General features: G+C 63.1%; 13 protein-coding genes and 2 pseudogenes. 9 read left to right on the top strand and 6 right to left on the bottom strand.

Features of this window, described 5'->3' with window-relative positions; all coding sequences use genetic code 11:
• Positions 1–103: 103 nt before the first annotated feature.
• Positions 104–784, top strand: a complete 681-nt coding sequence (locus tag BGP85_RS10315; RefSeq protein WP_103447069.1) for a response regulator transcription factor — start codon at positions 104–106, stop codon at positions 782–784.
• A complete protein-coding gene (locus tag BGP85_RS10310; protein WP_103447068.1) occupies positions 762–2,153 on the top strand; it encodes a sensor histidine kinase in 1,392 nt (463 codons plus the stop codon). Before BGP85_RS10315 ends, BGP85_RS10310 begins: the two co-directional genes overlap by 23 nt.
• A gap of 34 nt (positions 2,154–2,187) precedes the next feature.
• Here BGP85_RS10310 and cysS read toward each other — a convergent pair whose 3' ends face one another.
• The gene (gene cysS / locus BGP85_RS10305) at positions 2,188–3,570 is read right to left on the bottom strand and encodes a cysteine--tRNA ligase (protein ID WP_103447067.1); all 1,383 of its coding nucleotides are present in this window, start codon (positions 3,568–3,570) and stop codon (positions 2,188–2,190) included.
• A gap of 9 nt (positions 3,571–3,579) precedes the next feature.
• A complete protein-coding gene (locus tag BGP85_RS10300; protein ID WP_060507419.1) occupies positions 3,580–5,283 on the bottom strand; it encodes a glutamine--tRNA ligase/YqeY domain fusion protein in 1,704 nt (567 codons plus the stop codon).
• 248 nt (positions 5,284–5,531) lie between these two features.
• Between BGP85_RS10300 and BGP85_RS10295 the strand changes: the two genes are divergently transcribed.
• Positions 5,532–6,035, top strand: coding sequence for a peptidylprolyl isomerase (locus tag BGP85_RS10295; protein ID WP_103447066.1), 504 nt, complete (start codon positions 5,532–5,534; stop codon positions 6,033–6,035).
• Positions 6,032–6,754 (top strand): UDP-2,3-diacylglucosamine diphosphatase, encoded by a 723-nt coding sequence (lpxH, locus tag BGP85_RS10290; protein ID WP_103447065.1) that lies wholly within the window; start codon positions 6,032–6,034, stop codon positions 6,752–6,754. Before BGP85_RS10295 ends, lpxH begins: the two co-directional genes overlap by 4 nt.
• Before the next feature lie 124 nt (positions 6,755–6,878).
• Here the strand turns inward: lpxH and pvdQ are convergent, their stop codons facing one another.
• Complete coding sequence (pvdQ, locus tag BGP85_RS10285; protein WP_103447064.1) at positions 6,879–9,191, bottom strand: bifunctional acylase PvdQ; 2,313 nt, start codon at positions 9,189–9,191, stop codon at positions 6,879–6,881.
• A gap of 203 nt (positions 9,192–9,394) precedes the next feature.
• Between pvdQ and BGP85_RS10280 the strand changes: the two genes are divergently transcribed.
• The gene (locus BGP85_RS10280) at positions 9,395–9,769 is read left to right on the top strand and encodes a fe2+ zn2+ uptake regulation protein (protein ID WP_103447063.1); all 375 of its coding nucleotides are present in this window, start codon (positions 9,395–9,397) and stop codon (positions 9,767–9,769) included.
• A 34-nt stretch (positions 9,770–9,803) separates the two neighbouring features.
• Here BGP85_RS10280 and BGP85_RS10275 read toward each other — a convergent pair whose 3' ends face one another.
• Positions 9,804–9,992, bottom strand: coding sequence for a hypothetical protein (locus BGP85_RS10275; protein ID WP_003248064.1), 189 nt, complete (start codon positions 9,990–9,992; stop codon positions 9,804–9,806).
• 148 nt (positions 9,993–10,140) lie between these two features.
• Here BGP85_RS10275 and BGP85_RS10270 point away from each other — a divergent pair, with 148 nt between their 5' ends.
• The 4 genes and pseudogenes from BGP85_RS10270 to BGP85_RS29800 all read left to right on the top strand — a co-directional run.
• Positions 10,141–10,599 (top strand): hypothetical protein, encoded by a 459-nt coding sequence (locus BGP85_RS10270; protein ID WP_103447062.1) that lies wholly within the window; start codon positions 10,141–10,143, stop codon positions 10,597–10,599.
• Between the two features lie 233 nt (positions 10,600–10,832).
• The gene (locus BGP85_RS10265; protein WP_103447061.1) at positions 10,833–11,213 is read left to right on the top strand and encodes a Mor transcription activator family protein; all 381 of its coding nucleotides are present in this window, start codon (positions 10,833–10,835) and stop codon (positions 11,211–11,213) included.
• Positions 11,214–11,277: 64 nt separating this feature from the next.
• Positions 11,278–11,746, top strand: a pseudogene (locus tag BGP85_RS10260) (hypothetical protein).
• A 73-nt stretch (positions 11,747–11,819) separates the two neighbouring features.
• A pseudogene (locus BGP85_RS29800) lies at positions 11,820–11,897 on the top strand (DUF2589 domain-containing protein); the annotation flags it as partial.
• A gap of 37 nt (positions 11,898–11,934) precedes the next feature.
• Here the strand turns inward: BGP85_RS29800 and BGP85_RS10255 are convergent.
• Both BGP85_RS10255 and BGP85_RS10250 read right to left on the bottom strand, forming a co-directional pair.
• Complete coding sequence (locus BGP85_RS10255; RefSeq protein WP_103447060.1) at positions 11,935–15,609, bottom strand: translocation/assembly module TamB domain-containing protein; 3,675 nt, start codon at positions 15,607–15,609, stop codon at positions 11,935–11,937.
• Positions 15,606–17,348, bottom strand: a complete 1,743-nt coding sequence (locus BGP85_RS10250; RefSeq protein ID WP_103448237.1) for an autotransporter assembly complex protein TamA — start codon at positions 17,346–17,348, stop codon at positions 15,606–15,608. Before BGP85_RS10250 ends, BGP85_RS10255 begins: the two co-directional genes overlap by 4 nt.
• Positions 17,349–17,375: the final 27 nt, after the last annotated feature.

Here is a 17,375-nt window from a genome sequence, read left to right as displayed (position 1 = left end):
ATGCCCCGTTTTGTTTTACCCGGCGTAGATGAATTTTTCTTAAATCGCTGTTTGGCTATTCTTTGGCACAATCAAATCTCCAAATAGACGCCCAGGAACGAGCATGCCACGCGTACTGACCATCGAAGACGACGCCGTCACCGGCCAGGAAATCGTCGCCGAACTCTCCAGCCACGGCCTGGAAGTGGATTGGGCCGACAATGGCCGCGAGGGCTTGGCCAAGGCCATTGCCGGCGGTTACGACCTGATCACCGTAGACCGCATGCTGCCCGAGGTCGATGGCCTGACGATCGTCACCACCCTGCGCAACCTGAAGATCGCGACGCCAATCCTGATGATCAGCGCCCTGTCCGACGTCGACGAGCGCGTGCGCGGCCTGCGTGCCGGCGGCGACGACTACCTGACCAAGCCGTTCGCCTCGGACGAGATGGCGGCGCGGGTCGAAGTGCTGCTGCGGCGCAACAGCGTACCCATGACCCAGACCCGCCTGCAGGTCGCCGACCTGCAGCTGGACCTGATCAGCCACGAGGCCCGCCGCGGCGAACACACCCTCAACCTGCTGCCCACCGAGTACAAGCTGCTGGAATACCTGATGCGCCACAGCGGCCAGGTGATCACGCGGATGATGATCTTCGAGGAAGTCTGGGGCTACCATTTCGATCCGGGCACCAACCTGATCGACGTGCACATCGGCCGCCTGCGCAAGAAGATCGACTCCGCCGGCCAGTCGCCGCTGATCCGTACGGTACGGGGCTCGGGTTATGCCATTGCTGAACCCGTCTAAGGGCTGGAGTTCGTCGACCAGTCGCCTGTTGGCGCTGTACAGTTTCCTGTTCGTGGCTTGGAGCAGCATCCTCATGGGGGTGCTGTATTTCGAGGTCTCCAGCTACCTGAACAAGCTCACCCGCCACTCCATGCTGCAGCGCCAGCACCTGTTCGCGCACATGAGTGGCAAGCAGCTGGACGATGCCCTGATCGCCAGCCAGGCGTTCGAAGAGCGCAGTTTCGATGCCTACGGCCTGTTCGACGCCCAGTTCAACCCGGTGGGCGGGCGCATTCGCGCGATTCCCCCTGACCTTGGGCTGGACGGCAAGGTGCATGAGCTCAAGCGCTGCCTGGACGCTGACGACCCGCACATGCCACGTGACAGCTGTGATGCCGTGGCGATCCAAGTGCAGGATGGCCGCTGGCTGGTGCTGTTCCGCGACAATGGCTCGTTGTTCGTGGTCACCCGCATCATTCTGCATGCCTTGTTGTGGGGTATCTCGCTAACCCTGATTCCGGGGTTTGCCGGTTGGTACCTGCTGCGTCGCCGCCCGCTGAAGCGCATTCGTGCGATACAGGCCCAGGCCGAACTGATCGTCGCCGGCGACCTCACCCACCGTTTGCCGTTGTCGGCGCGCCGCGATGAGCTGGATATGCTCGCCGATATCGTCAACGCCATGCTCGACCGCATCGAACGGCTGATGCATGAAGTCAAAGGCGTTTGCGACAACATTGCCCACGACCTGCGCACCCCCCTCACCCGCCTGCGGGCACAGCTGTACCGTATTCGTCAGCAGAGCGCCCACGACTCGCCACAAGCCGAAGCGCTGGACCAGGCGATCGGCGAGACCGACACGCTGATGGCACGCTTCCGTGGCCTGCTGCGTATCAGCGAGCTGGAAGACCGCCAGCGTCGCGCCGGTTTTGTTCAGCTCGATCCGCACGACTTGCTGGTGGAACTGCACGATTTCTATCTGCCGCTGGCCGAAGATGGCGGCATCCGCCTGAATCTTGAACAGCCTGCCCAGTTGCCGGCGCTGCATGGTGATCGCGAGTTGCTGTTCGAAGCACTGGCCAATCTGGTGGGCAATGCCATCAAGTTCACGCCCGAAGAGGGTCGGGTTGCCATCAAGGCGACTCAGGATGAACTGGGTGTGCACATTGCCATCGAAGACAGCGGGCCGGGGATTCCCGAAGAGGAACGGACTGCGGTGTTGAAGCGGTTTTATCGTAGCGACGAAGGCCACCGCCATTCCGGGTTCGGCCTTGGGTTGTCGATCGTTGCGGCGATCGTCGACCTGCACGGGTTCGGGCTGGAGATTGGCGAGAGCGAGCTGGGTGGGGCGAAATTGGTGTTGCACTGCCCCCTGGCCGGTTTGGCCAAATAAAGTTGGGGCCGCTTTGCGGCCCCAATGACACCGATCAGTCAGCCAGGCGCCAGGTGGTGGCACCCTTGCTGTCTTCCAGCACCACGCCCATGGCAGTGATCTGGTCACGGATACGGTCGGATTCCGCCCAGTTCTTGTCCGCACGTGCCTGCAGGCGCGCCTGGATCAAGGCCTCCACCTCAGCCGCATCGACCTTGCCTTCCGCCCCTGCACGCAGGAAGTCGTCGGCCTCCAGCTGCAGCACGCCCAGCACATCACCCAGCTCACGCAGGCGACCGGCCAGGCCAGCCGCTGCGTCGACATCGCTGTCACGCAGGCGGTTGATCTCGCGCACCAGGTCGAACAGCACGGCGCACGCTTCCGGAGTACCGAAGTCGTCGTTCATCGCCACGCTGAAGCGCTCGACGAACGCTTCGCCACCCTTGGCGGCAACCCGCGGCAGGCCGCGCAGTGCATGGTAGAAGCGTTCCAGGGCGCCCTTGGCATCGCGCAGGCTGTCTTCGGAGTAGTTGATGGCGCTGCGGTAGTGGCTGGCCACCAGCAGGTAGCGCACCACCTCCGGGTGGTACTTGTCGAGCACGTCGCGGATGGTGAAGAAGTTGTTCAACGACTTGGACATCTTCTCGCCATTGATACGGATCATGCCGCAGTGCATCCAGCTGTTGGCGTACTGCTTGCCAGTGGCTGCCTCGCTCTGGGCGATCTCGTTCTCGTGGTGCGGGAACTCCAGGTCGCTGCCGCCACCGTGGATGTCGAAACTCTCGCCCAGGCAGCAGGTGGACATCACCGAGCACTCGATGTGCCAGCCCGGGCGGCCAGGGCCCCACGGCGAATCCCAGTAAGGCTCGCCCGGCTTGACGCCCTTCCACAGGACGAAGTCCAGTGGGTCCTGCTTGGCCTCGTCGACCTCGATGCGCGCACCAATGCGCAGGTCTTCGATCTTCTTGCGCGACAGCTTGCCGTAGCCGACGAACTTGCCGACCCGGTAGTACACGTCGCCGTTGCCCGGTGCGTAGGCATAGCCCTTGTCGATCAGGGTCTGGATCATCGCGTGCATGCCGGCGATATGGTCGGTGGCACGCGGTTCCAGGTCCGGCTTGAGGATGTTCAGACGGCGCTCGTCCTCGTGCATCGCGTCGATCATGCGCGCGGTCAGGGCGTCGAACGCCTCGCCGTTTTCGTTGGCGCGGTTGATGATCTTGTCGTCGATGTCGGTGATGTTGCGCACGTAGGTCAGGTCGTAGCCGCTTTTACGCAGCCAGCGGGTCACCAGGTCAAACGCCACCATGCTGCGGCCGTGGCCAAGGTGGCAGTAGTCGTACACGGTCATGCCGCACACGTACATGCGCACCTTGTTGCCATCGAGCGGCTTGAAGGCTTCCTTGGTCTTGCTCAGCGTGTTGTAGATGGTAAGCACGGCGGTTCCTTAGCTGCCCCAGGAGTCACGCAGGGTGACGGTGCGGTTGAACACCGGACGACCCGGCTGGCTGTCCTTGAGGTCGGCGCAGAAGTAGCCTTCGCGCTCGAACTGGAAGCGGTCCTCAGGCTGCGCCTGGCCCAGCGACGGCTCAGCGCGGCAGCCAGTCAGCACTTGCAGCGAATCCGGGTTGATGTTGTCGAGGAAGCTGCCGCCATCTTCGGTCTTCTCCGGATTGGCGGAGCGGAACAGGCGGTCGTACAGGCGTACTTCGCACTCGACGCTGCCTTCAGCGGGCACCCAGTGGATCACGCCTTTGACCTTGCGGCCTTCCGGGTTCTTGCCCAGAGTGTCCGGGTCGTACGAGCAGCGCAGCTCGACGATGTTGCCGTCAGCGTCCTTGATTGCCTCGTCGGCGCGGATCACGTAGCTGCCGCGCAGGCGCACTTCACCGGCTGGCTCCAGGCGCTTGTAGCCCTTCGGCGGCTCTTCCATGAAGTCGTCGCGGTCGATATACAGCTCGCGGGCAAACGGCAGCACGCGCACGCCCATGTCTTCCTTCGGGTGGCGCGGCAGTTCAAGCTGCTCGACCTGGCCTTCCGGATAGTTGGTGATGACCACCTTCAGCGGGCGCAGCACGCACATGGCGCGTGGTGCAGTGCGGTCGAGATCGTCACGGATGCTGAACTCGAGCATCGACATGTCGACCACGCCGTCGGAACGGTTGGTGCCGATCATTTCGCAGAAGTTGCGGATCGACGCCGGGGTGTAGCCACGACGGCGGAAGCCCGACAGGGTCGACATGCGCGGGTCGTCCCAGGCGCTGACGTGTTTTTCATCGACCAGCTGCTTGAGCTTGCGCTTGGAGGTGATGGTGTAGTTAAGGTTCAGGCGGCTGAACTCGTACTGGCGCGGGTGCGCAGGTACCGGCAGGTTGTCGAGGAACCAGTCGTACAGCGGGCGGTGGCCTTCGAACTCGAGGGTGCAGATCGAGTGGGTGATGCCTTCGATGGCGTCGGACTGCCCGTGGGTGAAGTCGTAGTTAGGGTAGATGCACCACTTGTCACCGGTCTGGTGGTGATGGGCATGGCGGATGCGGTACAGGATCGGGTCGCGCAGGTTCATGTTCGGCGAGGCCATGTCGATCTTGGCGCGCAGCACCCGTTCGCCGTCCTTGAACTCGCCGGCCTTCATGCGCGCGAACAGGTCGAGGTTTTCCTCGACGCCGCGCTCGCGGAACGGGCTGTTCTTGCCGGGTTCGGTCAGGCTGCCGCGGTATTCCTTGGCCTGATCAGGGGTCAGGTCGCAGACATAGGCCTTGCCACGCTTGATCAGTTCAACGGCCCAGTCGTGCAGCTGGTCGAAGTAGTTGGAGGCATAGCGCACTTCGCCGGCCCAGTCGAAGCCCAGCCACTTGACGTCGCTCTGGATGGCGTCGATGTATTCCTGGTCTTCCTTGGCCGGGTTGGTGTCGTCGAAGCGCAGGTGGCAGACACCGCCAAATTCTTTGGCCAGACCGAAGTTGACGCAGATCGACTTGGCGTGGCCGATGTGCAGGTAGCCGTTTGGCTCCGGCGGAAAGCGGGTGACGATGCTGCTGTGCTTGCCCGAGTCCAGGTCGGCCTGGATGATCGGCCGCAGGAAGTTCGCAGGAACAGCGGGGGCGCCTTTGGCAGCGGCGTTGGGCGCGTTGTCGGCAGTGGGCTTGCTCATAGGATCCTTGAATGCACGTGTCCGGCCTGGGTAGGCCGATTGAATCAAAGGGCCTATCATAGCCGAAGCAGTCAAGCTGCTGACAGCCGGGCACCGACAAACTGGCGCGTTTTATCGCGATCCGTGCAAAATGATCGCCGTGCAGCATGTGCCATGAACATGTGTCGCGGTTGCCCGATCCTGCGTCAGGTGACTACACGCGCCCTGCGCAACCTATTCCCGTATGCCTTGAAAGAGCGAATTTCAGCATGTCCAAAGTCAAACTGACCACCAACCACGGCGACATCGTCATTGAACTGAACGCTGAAAAAGCCCCGATTACCGTGGCCAACTTCATCGAATACGTCAAAGCCGGCCACTACAGCAACACCGTGTTCCACCGTGTGATCAACAACTTCATGATCCAGGGCGGCGGTTTCGAGCCAGGCATGAATGAAAAACGTGACAAGCGTGCCAGCATTCAGAACGAAGCCGACAACGGCCTGAAGAACAACAAGTACAGCATCGCCATGGCCCGCACCATGGAGCCGCACTCCGCTTCCGCGCAGTTCTTCATCAACGTCGCCGACAACGACTTCCTCAACCACAGCGGCAAGAACGTGCAGGGTTGGGGCTACGCGGTATTCGGCGAAGTGATCGAAGGTCGTGAAGTGGTCGACGCCATCAAGGGCGTTTCCACCGGCTCCAAGTCTGGCCACCAGGACGTGCCGAAGGAAGACGTGATCATCGAGAAAGCCGAGATCATTGAGTGATCCTGCTGATCTCCGATCTGCATTTGCAAGAAGAACGCCCGGACATCACCCGGGCGTTTCTTGATCTGCTCGACGGCCGCGCCCGTCACGCCAAGGCGTTGTACATCCTCGGTGACTTCTTCGAAGCATGGATCGGTGACGATGCCATGACCCCGTTCCAGCAGTCGATCTGCCAGGCCTTGCGCCAGCTCAGCGACAGCGGCACGGCGATCTACCTGATGCATGGCAACCGCGACTTCCTGATAGGCCAGGATTTCTGCAAGGCCGCCGGCTGCACGCTGCTGGCCGACCCGAGCGTGATCGAGCTGGGCGGTGAACAGGTGCTGCTGATGCATGGCGACACCCTGTGCACCCGCGACCTGGCCTACATGAAGATGCGCCGCTACCTGCGCAACCCGGTGAGCCTGTGGATCCTCCGGCATCTGCCGCTGGCCACCCGACAGAAACTGGCGCGCAAGCTGCGCAGCGAAAGCCGTGCGCAGACACGCATGAAGGCTACCGAGATTGTCGACGTCACGCCGGAAGAAGTGCCGAAAGTAATGGCGGCGCACGGCGTGCGCACGCTGGTGCATGGCCACACCCACCGGCCGGCGATTCACAAGCTGGTGGTGGATGGCGAACCGGCGCGGCGCATTGTGCTGGGGGACTGGGACCGAAGGGGCTGGACCCTGCAGGTCGATGGGCAAGGCTTTGCCTTGGAACCGTTCGAGTTCTCCTGAACGTCCAGGCCAACTTCTTCGCGGATAAACCCGCTCCCACATTAAGTACCGCACCAAAGCTACAGGCGGTGAGATTCCTGTGAGAAGGGGTTTACCCGCGAAGAGGCCGTCGCAGGCTAAAGCTTCAAGGCCGGCTGACCACGGCCCCTTTGTCCCGCTCACTAATCACATACTGACGATACGCCGGGTCCGCCTTGATCTGCGCCTCGGTGAACGGCAGCGCTGCCAGCTGCTTGGCCGAAAATGCCTTGGTCTGGTCGTTGAAGTGCGCTGAGCCGGCTTCGCTGGACTGCGAGAACGCCAGCAGCCCACGCGCCTGTGGCCCATTTTCAGTGAAACTCACCACCTGCAGGTAGCTGGTACCGCTGACCACCAGACGCTTGCCCGGCCCGTGCGGCACGCTGAACATCGCATTGTAGACCCCCAGCTGCTGCGGCCCGCCCGGCACCGGCGTGCCATCGGCGGCCTGCTGGATCTGCCCCCAACGGCTGCCCTCCTCCACGCCCGCCTTGGCCACTTGCTGCAGTGACGCCAAGGCCGCCTCACGCAACAGTTTGCGTACCGCCCCCTGCTCCACCGCCAAGCCACGCGGAGTGTGCTGCGGGTCTGCCGGGTCGAAGGCCACGCGCCAGCTTTGCGGGTGCTTGGCCATCGCATCGACCACGTTCTGGAAATGCACCAGGCCGACACCACTGTTCAGATCGGCCTTGCCATTCCACTCGGCGAGGCTGGCGCACACGGCCTGCAGGTCTGCCTCGGCCCCTTTGCACCACTGCAGCAGATCGGGTAGCACCAGGCTGGCCAGGTACACGTCGTCATCCAGCACCATGCGCTGCAGGTCATCGACGCCCAACTTGGCGTTGCCTTGCAGGCGCTCGAGGGCGAAACGCCCGCGCATGCCCAGCGGCTGGTCGTTACGACTGATCAAGGGCGAGAACCCGGTCAACGGCTGGGCCGGGTTGGCCATCCAGGCCGGGTCGTTGGAATTCTGCACGAAGTCGTTGCGCTCCAGGCTTGGCAGCATCCGCGCCGGGAAGATACCAGGCTGTGCGGCCTGGGCATCGACCTTCCACTGGCAGGCGCTGCGCGACCCGTCAAGCACCACCAGAGAGCCTTGCGCCGCCGGGTTGCTGCATTCGCTCAGCAGTTGCTGATCGACATAAGGCACCACGGACTGGTTCAGGTACAGCACCTTGCCTGCGGCATCGACCGCCAGGGTGTTGACCCATGGGATGCCCTGCAATTGCTCGATGGCCCCCTTGAGGGCATCCAGGCTGTCGGCTTGGTTGATGCGGAACCACTGCTGCAGCACACGCGTGTTGTCCAGGTTGGCATCGCGCAGGCTATAGGCCGCCTGGGTATCCCAATCCAGTCGACCGGGCCACTGCACCACCGGCCCGAAACTGGAGCTGTAGACCTGGCGCTCGACCTGGCTGAGCGAGCCATCGGCGGCCTTGACCGTGACGCTCACGGCCTGCTGTGCCATGGGGATCGACTTGCCATCCTGCAGGTAGTGGGTCGGGTCCTTGGGGTCCAGTTGCAGGCGATACAGGGTAAAGTGCTTCGAGGTGTCCACCGTGTGGGTCCAGGCCAGGTGGCGGTTGAAGCCGATGTTCACCACAGGCAGGCCAGGCAAGGCGGCCCCCATCACATCCAGCTTGCCTGGAATGGTCAGCTGCATCTGGTAGAAACGCATGCCTCCCACCCACGGGAAGTGCGGGTTGGCCAGCAGCAGGCCACGGCCATTGGCCGAGCGCTGCGCCCCCACGGCCACGGCGTTGCTGCCGCGCTCGGAGGCAAAGCGCTGCTGCTGGGCCAATGCCACGTCAAAGGCCGGGGCTGCTTGCTGGGCAGCCAGCTTGGGGGGCTGGGCGCCCGCCAGCGCTTCGGCGAACTGGCCCACACCGCCTTCGGCCAACAGGCGACGGGTCAGTTTGACCAGGTCCTGGCTGGTGATCGGGCGTACCCACTGGCCATCGCCACATTCCGCTGGCAGGCCTTGGCTGCGTCGCTCGGCCAGGGCGCGGTTGAAACCGCTGGCATACCCCTCCAGCAGTTCACGCACCTGCGTTGGCTGGGCCTGCATGAAGCCACTGACTGCCGCCGGCGTGTTGAGCCAGGTAAAGAACAGGTCGCTGGCCAGGTTATCGCGCTGTTCGACAGTCTTGCCCTGGGCGCCGAAATAGCGCGAGCGCTCACCGTTGACCGTCAACACTTCGTTGGCCAGCAGGCACAGGTTGTCCTGGGCATAGGCATAACCAATGCCATAGCCCAGGCCACGCTCGTCCTTGGCGACGATATGCGGCACGCCAAAACTGGTACGGCGGATCTGCGCACTGGCATCAGCGCTGGGTTCCCGCGCCTGCACGGCTACGCTGGAAGCGATCAGGGCAGCCGCCAAGCTGGCACAGGTCAAGGGACGCGAAATTGGCAACACGGGCACTCCTCGGATTCAGGGGGTCATTCCCGATCAGACGAATGGCTGGATGAAAATTTTACGCGCACGCGCGCCGCGAACCGTCTTTAAGGAAAACCGGCAGAAATCTTTTTTCAGGCGCAAGCTGCAGATTTGCCGTTCTCATTCGTCCTAATCAGTGAGGCACCCATATTTCGGGACAGTCCACGAAAAGGAGCATTCACATGTACAACCCGCAACCCTCAGTGCAGACCGGGCGCGCCCCGGGCAAAGCAGCCGACGGAGCGGCCGCTTGCGTGGACGAGCGTGCCGGCAACGTGCAGATTCGCGAACTGCTGCGCGGATACGGCCTGCGCACCAGCCTTATTCGCCTGAAGGTGATCGATGCGCTGTACAGCGCAGACCGCACCGGGCGCAGCATTGGCGTACGCGGCGTACATGCGCAGCTGGAACAACTGGACATACCGCTGTCGTTCCTGAGCGTACGCGAGGTGCTCAAGCGGCTGTGTACGGAGGGTGTGATCAGCCTTGGCAGCGACAAGTGTTACAGCCTCAAGCCAGAAGCACGCGCCGTGCTCGAGCAGCCGTTGCCGCGCTGACTGAAGGCCGCCTGGCGTGGCCGGCCGGCAGGCGTCAGGGCTTGACCTTGCGCCGCAGAATCCCGTTGATCACCACCACGACCACCGCAATGGCAATGGCCAGCATCTGGAAGGTCTGCTCACTGATCGTGCCTTGCTTCTGCAGATGCGACAGGCCCAGCATGAGGCCCAGCACCACCAGGATGATCAGAAGCGAGTATTTGAGGCGCTGCACGTGTGTCATCGAAAATTCCTTCAACATCGGGGGCATTTGGCTCGCAATGAGCAGGCGCAATGATACAACGGCCATGGCTTGCAGCGCTGTATTTCCTGCTTAGCGTGGCGAGCCAAGCCTGAAAGCATGGATTTCCCCAATCCATGCTGGAGGCACCATGCGCAATTTCGCGCTGTTCATCATGCTCCTCACACCCTCTTTTCCCATTCATGCCCTGGACACCGGTCAGGCCTCGCCTGAACAATTGCTCAAGCTAGGTAGCCAGCTGGCGACTCACGCAGGCAGCAGCCAATGGCAACAACTTTGGCAAAGAACCCGTGCTGCAGGGCACCTGCAAGTCACATCCGGGAAAGCCCACTTCACGATCCCCCAGCCGCTGCTACCGGACTTGGCTCGTCAGACGCTGGTGCAAGCGGATCAGGTAGAAACCGTGAAGCGCACCTTCGCACGCTATCGGCGGACTTTCCCCGGCAGGATCATCGGCCAGCTCGATGGTCAACCCTTGAACAGCCTTTGCCTGATCATCGACTGGCGCACCTTGCCGCAGGAGCAGGCCGATAAAGCCCATGCCTACCTCGGCAGTGCAAGCCTGATGAACAGCTATCCATGCAAGTAAGGGGGGTGGCACTTACAGACACGGTAGACAATGCAACCCTATGTGACATCGGGCCTGTACGGCAGCGCTGAGGCATCTTCCTACACCGCTATGCATCGTTGCCTGCAAGCCCTGCTCATCAAAACTACAACTGCCAGCCCACTTGGCGCCTAGCGACAGCGTTCGTCGCTCACCGAGAATTCCTCCATGCCAACGACAGGCATCGCGCTCCACCCACCGCGAGGAAGTCTCATATGGAACTGCCAGATCTCACAGCCATCGACATCGGCCAGTTACCGCATTCGTTGCAGGCCCTGATCGAATGCATCGGCCTTGAAAACGCCTACCAGCTGACTTGCGCCTACGGCGGCAGGCCCAAGTACATTCCCAAGCACCGAACGCGCACCAAGCTCGCCGACGTACTCCCAGCCGACGCCCTCGACGCCTTGATCAAGCGCTTCGCCGGTGTCGCTCTGGAAATTCCCAAGGCCGACCATTTCCTGAGGCAATTGCGCAACCTGCAAATCCAGAAAGAAAGCGCCGACGGTTTGTCACGCAGCCTGCTGGCGAACAAGTACGGCCTGAGCCTGCGCCAGATAGGCAACATTCGCCGTCAGGAGCATTGCGCTCGCTGAAGGTGCTCACGCGCGGCCACCCTGAGCGGCCGCCTCCCCTACCTTGCCAAAAGAGATAACCATCATGTCTATCGACAACAGCCTTATCGGTTCGGTCATCAATGCGCTGCCCATGGACCGCATGATCGCCGCACCGCTGCAAGCGATGGTCCAGGCGCAGGTCACTGCCAGCAAATCCTATGCAGACCCTCATGCAGGTCTGCGTGCAGGATGGAAAAGCGGTCGCCATCCAGTTCGACTACGACGAAACCATCGTTGACGAACAAGGCGAGTACAAAGGCATCGTCAGCAAGTCCACGCAAACCCGCAAGACCGATACCCGGGCACGCTATGCGTTCAATACCTCGCTGCGTAGCCAGGACCCGCCGGAAGCCATGATGCGGGTGATCGACTTCCTCACCGAAGCCGCCACCAAGCCGACCGTAATCAAGACTTCAACGCTGGAAAGTCAGGACACCCTCTCACAGGCCGAAACTCTGAAACCCACGCCCGCCGTAGAAAGCGACACTGGCAAGGGTTCCACTGATGCCTGATTGTCAGCGCGATGCTTGATTGCTCGCCCCGCACCTGCCAGCGGGGCCTCTTCCTGCCTCAGAAGCCAGCCCCTTGGACAACCCACCCGCGCCCATGACCGCAATCGACCTGCGGGATATCACTCGCGGCCTTCAGGAGGCCGCTGCTGCCGAATTCGTCGAGGCCGCCACCGTACGCTGACGCCCCCTCAGAAGTCTCGCTTGTAGAAGATATCCAGCGAGCTTGCCAGCCCGCTGGCGGCTTCCAGATACACCTTCTTGCTCAGTTTGTAACGCAGCGCAACGGTATTGGCCGGCTCGAACACCCCGACCCCGTAGCGCAAGCTGAGCTTCTCGGTCAGGTTGCCACTGGCCACCACACTGGTGCTGTTACCGGAGCCTTCGGTGTCCAGCTGGAAGTCATCGATCCCCAGCCCCGATGCCAGGCTGCCGGTAATCCCGGCACTGCCTGCCAGGCCCAGGCCCAATGCCGCTTCGGCAAGCATGTTGCTGTCCTCACCGGAAGTCCCCAGTGGGCGACCGAGCACCAGATAGGACAACGCCTGCTCCTGGCTCATGGCCGGTTCCGAGAATACGCTGGTGGTCGGCTGCTCGGCACTGCCACTCAGGCGGATACCGGCAATCACATCGTCGACCTTACGGATGGCCTCGATATCCAGATAGGGCTGGTCGATCGGCCCGGCGAACAACAGCCGTGCGCGGCGAATGGTCAGGCGCTGGCCATAGGCACGGTAGCGACCATCAGACAGGCTCAATTCGCCACGGGTGTCCATGTTGTCACCGATGTGCACATGGCCAAGCAGGTTGGCGGTCAGGCCAAAGCCGCTGAACGACAGGGTGTCCTGCCCTACGACCACGTCAATATCCATGGCCATTGCCATGGGCGGTTTGCCCTCTTCGGTCTGGTGGCCGACGATGACGGTGTCGTCCGAGACCTTGACTGTAGAGGGTGGCAACTCGCGCACAACGATCTTGCCCTTGGGCACCAGCACTTTACCGGACACCGCCAGCTTGTCATCAATCAGGCGCAGGTTCAGGTCTGGCGCGACTTCTAGCGTGGCGTAGGGCTCGACGGTCACCGGCAACTGCTGGCCCTGCAGGCGCAGGTCCATGCCCAGGGCCTGGCCCCAGGTCAGGTGGCCGTTGAGCTGGCCGCGGCCGGCTGCCCCGCTGCGCCAGCCGCCGTTGAGCTGCACCTGATCGCCGGCGATCAAGGCCTGCAGTGAAAAGTCCTGCAAGCTGACCGGCAACTCGGCACCACTGACCTCACCGCCACTGAGCATCAGGTTGCCGTTGACCTGTGGCGCCAGCAAGCTACCGCTCAAGCGCCCGCTGCCATTCAACTGCCCGGCCAGGCGTTCGACCATCGGCATGAACGGACGGGCGATCGACAGGTCCAGCCCGGCAAGGCGGAAGTCGCCGGACAGCGGCTTGTCCTTGCCCAGTGGATCGATACGCGTGTTCAGGCTCAGTTCGCCCAGGCGTTCACCACGAAAATCCAGACGTGTATCGACCCGGCGTGGCGCCAGGGTGCTGTCAAGGCGCAGGGCCTGGTAAGGGAAGTCGATCCAGCGGCCCTTGTCGCGAACGCGCAACGTACCGCCACTGGCATCGACACGCACGCTGCCTTTCGGGCCGCTGGCCGGGATATCGAGGTTCACGTCGGCATTGAGCATGCCCTGCCAGGCGAAGTCCTTCGGCAGCCATTGCGCCAGGCTCTCCAGCGGGAACTGCTTGAGGTGATAGCGCAGGCGCGGCTCGGGCGCCAGGCGCTGGTCCTCGCCGCACAGGCTGGCCTGGCCGGAGCGCCAGCAGTGGGCGCCGAAATCCATTTGGCCACTGGCCAGTCGCTGCAGCCGGGCGGGTGCCTGCAGTTGCCAGTCTTGGCCACCGGCCTGGATCCTGCCGCTGGCCAGGCGGCCACGCCAGTCACCTTTGCTCAGCTGGCCATCCAGACCCAGGTCGAGCTTGAGTTGAGGGCCGTCCAGCGCCAGGGTCAGCGCCTGTTGGCGGATGTCGCCCTTGCCATTGGCCTGCAAGGTGCCCAGCACCGTGTCGCCCAGGCGGATGCCGTTGGCCTTGAGGTCGATTACACCCCGCTGAGCGCTGTCCAGTCGGGCCTCCAGGTCGAGCCGCTGAAGGCGGTTTTCTTCCTGTGCCAGCTGCTGGCCCTGCAGGGTCAGGTTGCCTTGCGGCGCGTTCAGCGTGCCGCTGACGTCCAGGCGCCCCTTGACCTGCCCTTGCAGCCTCGGCCACAGCTGGCCGAGCCGCGGCAAGTCGAGGTCGACTCGCCCGGCCAGGCGCTGCTGCAGGCTGCCGCTGCCGTTGATACGGTTATCGCCCAGTTGCACGGCCAGCGCACCAAGCGTCCAGCTCTGCCCGGCCCCTTGTGCCTCGACCTTGAGCACCGCCGGCTGCCCGCGCAGGCGCCCCTTGAGGTCGAGCTGGGCATCCAGGCTGAGCTGCTCGCCTTTCATTTCACCTTTGCTGCGCAAGGGCCCGGCCAAGGTACCAGGCAGCTCGGCCAGCCAGTGCGCCGGGTCCAAGGCCGACAACTGCAGGTCGACATCCCAGGCCAGGGTCTCGGCGAAGCGCACCGCGACACTGCCCGCCGCCTTGCCCTGCCCGGCCGTCAGCGCCAGCTGCGGCAGGCGTACCTGGCCCAGGTCACCTTCGAACGGGCTGGCCAGGGTGAAGGCCCCGGCCGGGCCGTCGAGGTCACCGTTAAAGGTACCTTGGTAATTGCCATTCTGGTATTGGACCTGGGCATTGAAACGCTTGAGGGTCACCTGCGGCGGTGTTTCCAGCGGGTACAGGCGCAGCCACGGAAAATCCTGCCACTCCAGCTGGGCATCAGCCTTCAACGCCTGCTGCCAGTCAGCGCTGCCCTGCAGCTTGACGCGCTGGGTGTCGCTGGCCGCCAGGTCCAGGGCATCCAGCCTGGCGCCCTTGGCGTCCACCTTGCCGGTCAGTGCCAGTGCGATCGGTGCCTGTTCGGCCGGCATGCTGGCACTACCCGACAGTTGGTAGCCCTTGAGCAGATCGCCCTGGGCATCCAGCACGAGCTGATTGAGCTGCAACGTGTCGGGCAACGATGCCGTTGGTTTGAAGGCATCGGCGCGAATCTGCAGTTTTGCCGGCAGGTGTTCGGCGAGGGCCTGAACCGTCCCGCTCAGGCGGGCATCAAGGTAGCCGCTGCTGGTGGCGTCGAGCGATAGGGTTTTCTGCAATTCACCCTTTGCGTTCAGCGCCAGCTGCCAAGCTTTGCCCTCCACCGCAGGCAACTGTACCTGGCCTTGAAGTTGTACCGGCCAATCGCCCTCAGGCTGCAAGTCGCCCTGCACTTGCACGTGCACATCGTCACGCTGCAGCTGCAGGCTCTCGATACGCAGCCCGCTAGCGGTCCAATGCGCCGCCAGGTGCAGATCGCCGAGCAGATCGCTACCATCCAGGCGCAACTGGCCCACCTTTACCTCACCGACCTCGATCGCCACCGGCAAGTGCAGCGCGGGTAACTGCAGCGGGCCACTTTCGGCCGGTTGATCGCTTGGCGCGAAGGCCATGTCGACCCGCTGAGCCTGCAACTGGTCGATACACAGCGTGGCGCGCAGGAGGCAAGCAGGCGACCAGCTCAGTAGCGGCGCCTCCACTTGCACATTGTTGCCGCCGTCGATCCAGCTCAAATGGCTGGCTTTCCAGGTACCCGCCAGGCGGCCCTGGAAGTCATCGATAGTCAGCCCTGGCACCCGGCCCAGCGCCCAGCGGCTACCCCCTTCGGTCCCCAGCAACATGCCCAGGGTCAGGACCACCAGCAACACACTGCCGAGCACACCCAGCAGAATGAATTTCAACACACGCATCACAGCTCAGGCCCCATGGAGAAGTGCAGGCGAATACCGCCGTCGTCATCGAGTGCCTTGGCCAGGTCCAGGCGCAGCGGCCCGACCGGCGACACCCAGCGCACACCGATACCGACCCCGGTCTTGAGGCTGGGCAGCTCCAACGTGTTGAAGGCGTTACCTTGGTCGATGAAGGTCGCTACTCGCCATTTTTCGGCCAACGAATACTGGTACTCGACACTGCCCGCAACCAGGTAGCGGCCGCCGATGCGATCGCCGTCGCTGTTCTTCGGCGACAGGGTCTGGTAGTCGTAGCCGCGCACGCTCTGGTCGCCACCGGCGAAGAAGCGCAGCGACGGCGGAATGTTGTTCTTGTATCCATTGGTGGCACTGCCACCGAATTGCACCCGCCCGAGAAAGCGGTGGTTGTGGCCGAGGGTGGTCAGGCCCTTGAGCAGGACATTGCCATGCAACAGATTGGTGTCGGACATCAGCCCTTCCTTGGCCACCTGGGTGTCGAACTGCAAACGGTAGCCGTTGTGCGGGTCGATGCGGTTGTCACTGCGCAGGTAAGAAAAACTCACGCCAGGCATCAGCAGGTGGCTCAGCCCCGAATCATCGCCCAGGCGATACTCTTCGCGCTGGTACTTGAGCGAGATCACCCGCTGCCAACCGCTGGCCAGCTTGCTGTGCCACTCCGGGCCGACGGTCAACAGCTTGCTGAGGGTGTCGGTGCCGGCGATTTCTTCGTTCTGGTAGCCGCCAGCGAAGCGCAGCTTGTCGGTCAAGGGTGGATCGAGGGGCACGTCATACCACAGGCCGACGTTCTGCCGCGGTGCCGAAAGCTCGGTTTCCCAGCCATAACTGTGGCCTTGCGGGTTGACCCAGTGCCGCGTCCAGTTGGCCTTGCCACGCGGGCCCACGTCGGTCGAGAAGCCCAGGCCCAGGCCCATGGTGCGGGGCTTGCGGGTGTCCAGGCGGACGTCCACCGGGATGTCTTCGCCTACCGCCGCAGTGGGTGCGGCATCGACCCGCACGCCTTCGAAATAGCCGCTCGATTGCAGGTCGTTGTTGAGTTGGGCGACCAGTTCGGAATCGTAGGGCGTACCGGGTTTGAACGAAACCATGCGCTGCAGCAGGTCTTGGTCGAGCGGCGTGTCGCCACTGAACTTCACCGCCCCGAGGCGATAACGCGGCCCGCTCTGGTAAACCAGCTCGATATCGGCCACGCCGGCCTGAGGGTCGACCGCCAGGCGCTGGCGCGTGAAGTGGCCACTGAAGAAGCCATAACGCGAAGCCTGGTTCTGGATCAGCCGCTTGGCATCTTCGTACAGGCCGTGGTTGAGCTGTTCGCCCGCACGCAGGGCGCGGCTGTCAGGCACGCGAAAGGCTTTCATCTCGCTGGCCGGCCCTTCGATGCGCACAGTCACGTTGCGCAGGCGCACCGGCTCGCCGGGGTCGATCTTGATGATCAGTTGTGGGTGCTGATCGGCCTTGGCAGGCGGCTTGACCTCGGTGTCGATCTGCGCCTGATAGTAGCCAAGTGCCTGCGCGGCCTTGCGCGCCTGCTCCTGTGCCCCGCGACTGAAACGCAGCAGCGCTTCTTCATCGCGGTCGCCAAGGGTACCGATATAGCCTTCGACATTGGCCTTGAGCTCCTTGTTGGCAGGTTTTACCTTCACCAGCAACTCGCTCTGGCCCCATGCTGCAAAACTGGCGGCCCAGAAAACCAGGCCCCAGGTTAGTCTTCCTGAATACGTCATGCGGCGCATGCTACCAGAGCCATGCGC

The sequence above is a fragment of the Pseudomonas putida genome (assembly GCF_002906855.1).
Classification (GTDB): domain Bacteria; phylum Pseudomonadota; class Gammaproteobacteria; order Pseudomonadales; family Pseudomonadaceae; genus Aquipseudomonas; species Aquipseudomonas putida_N.
Note: the sequence above shows the minus strand (reverse complement) of the source record. Positions and strands in the feature narration are given on the sequence as shown.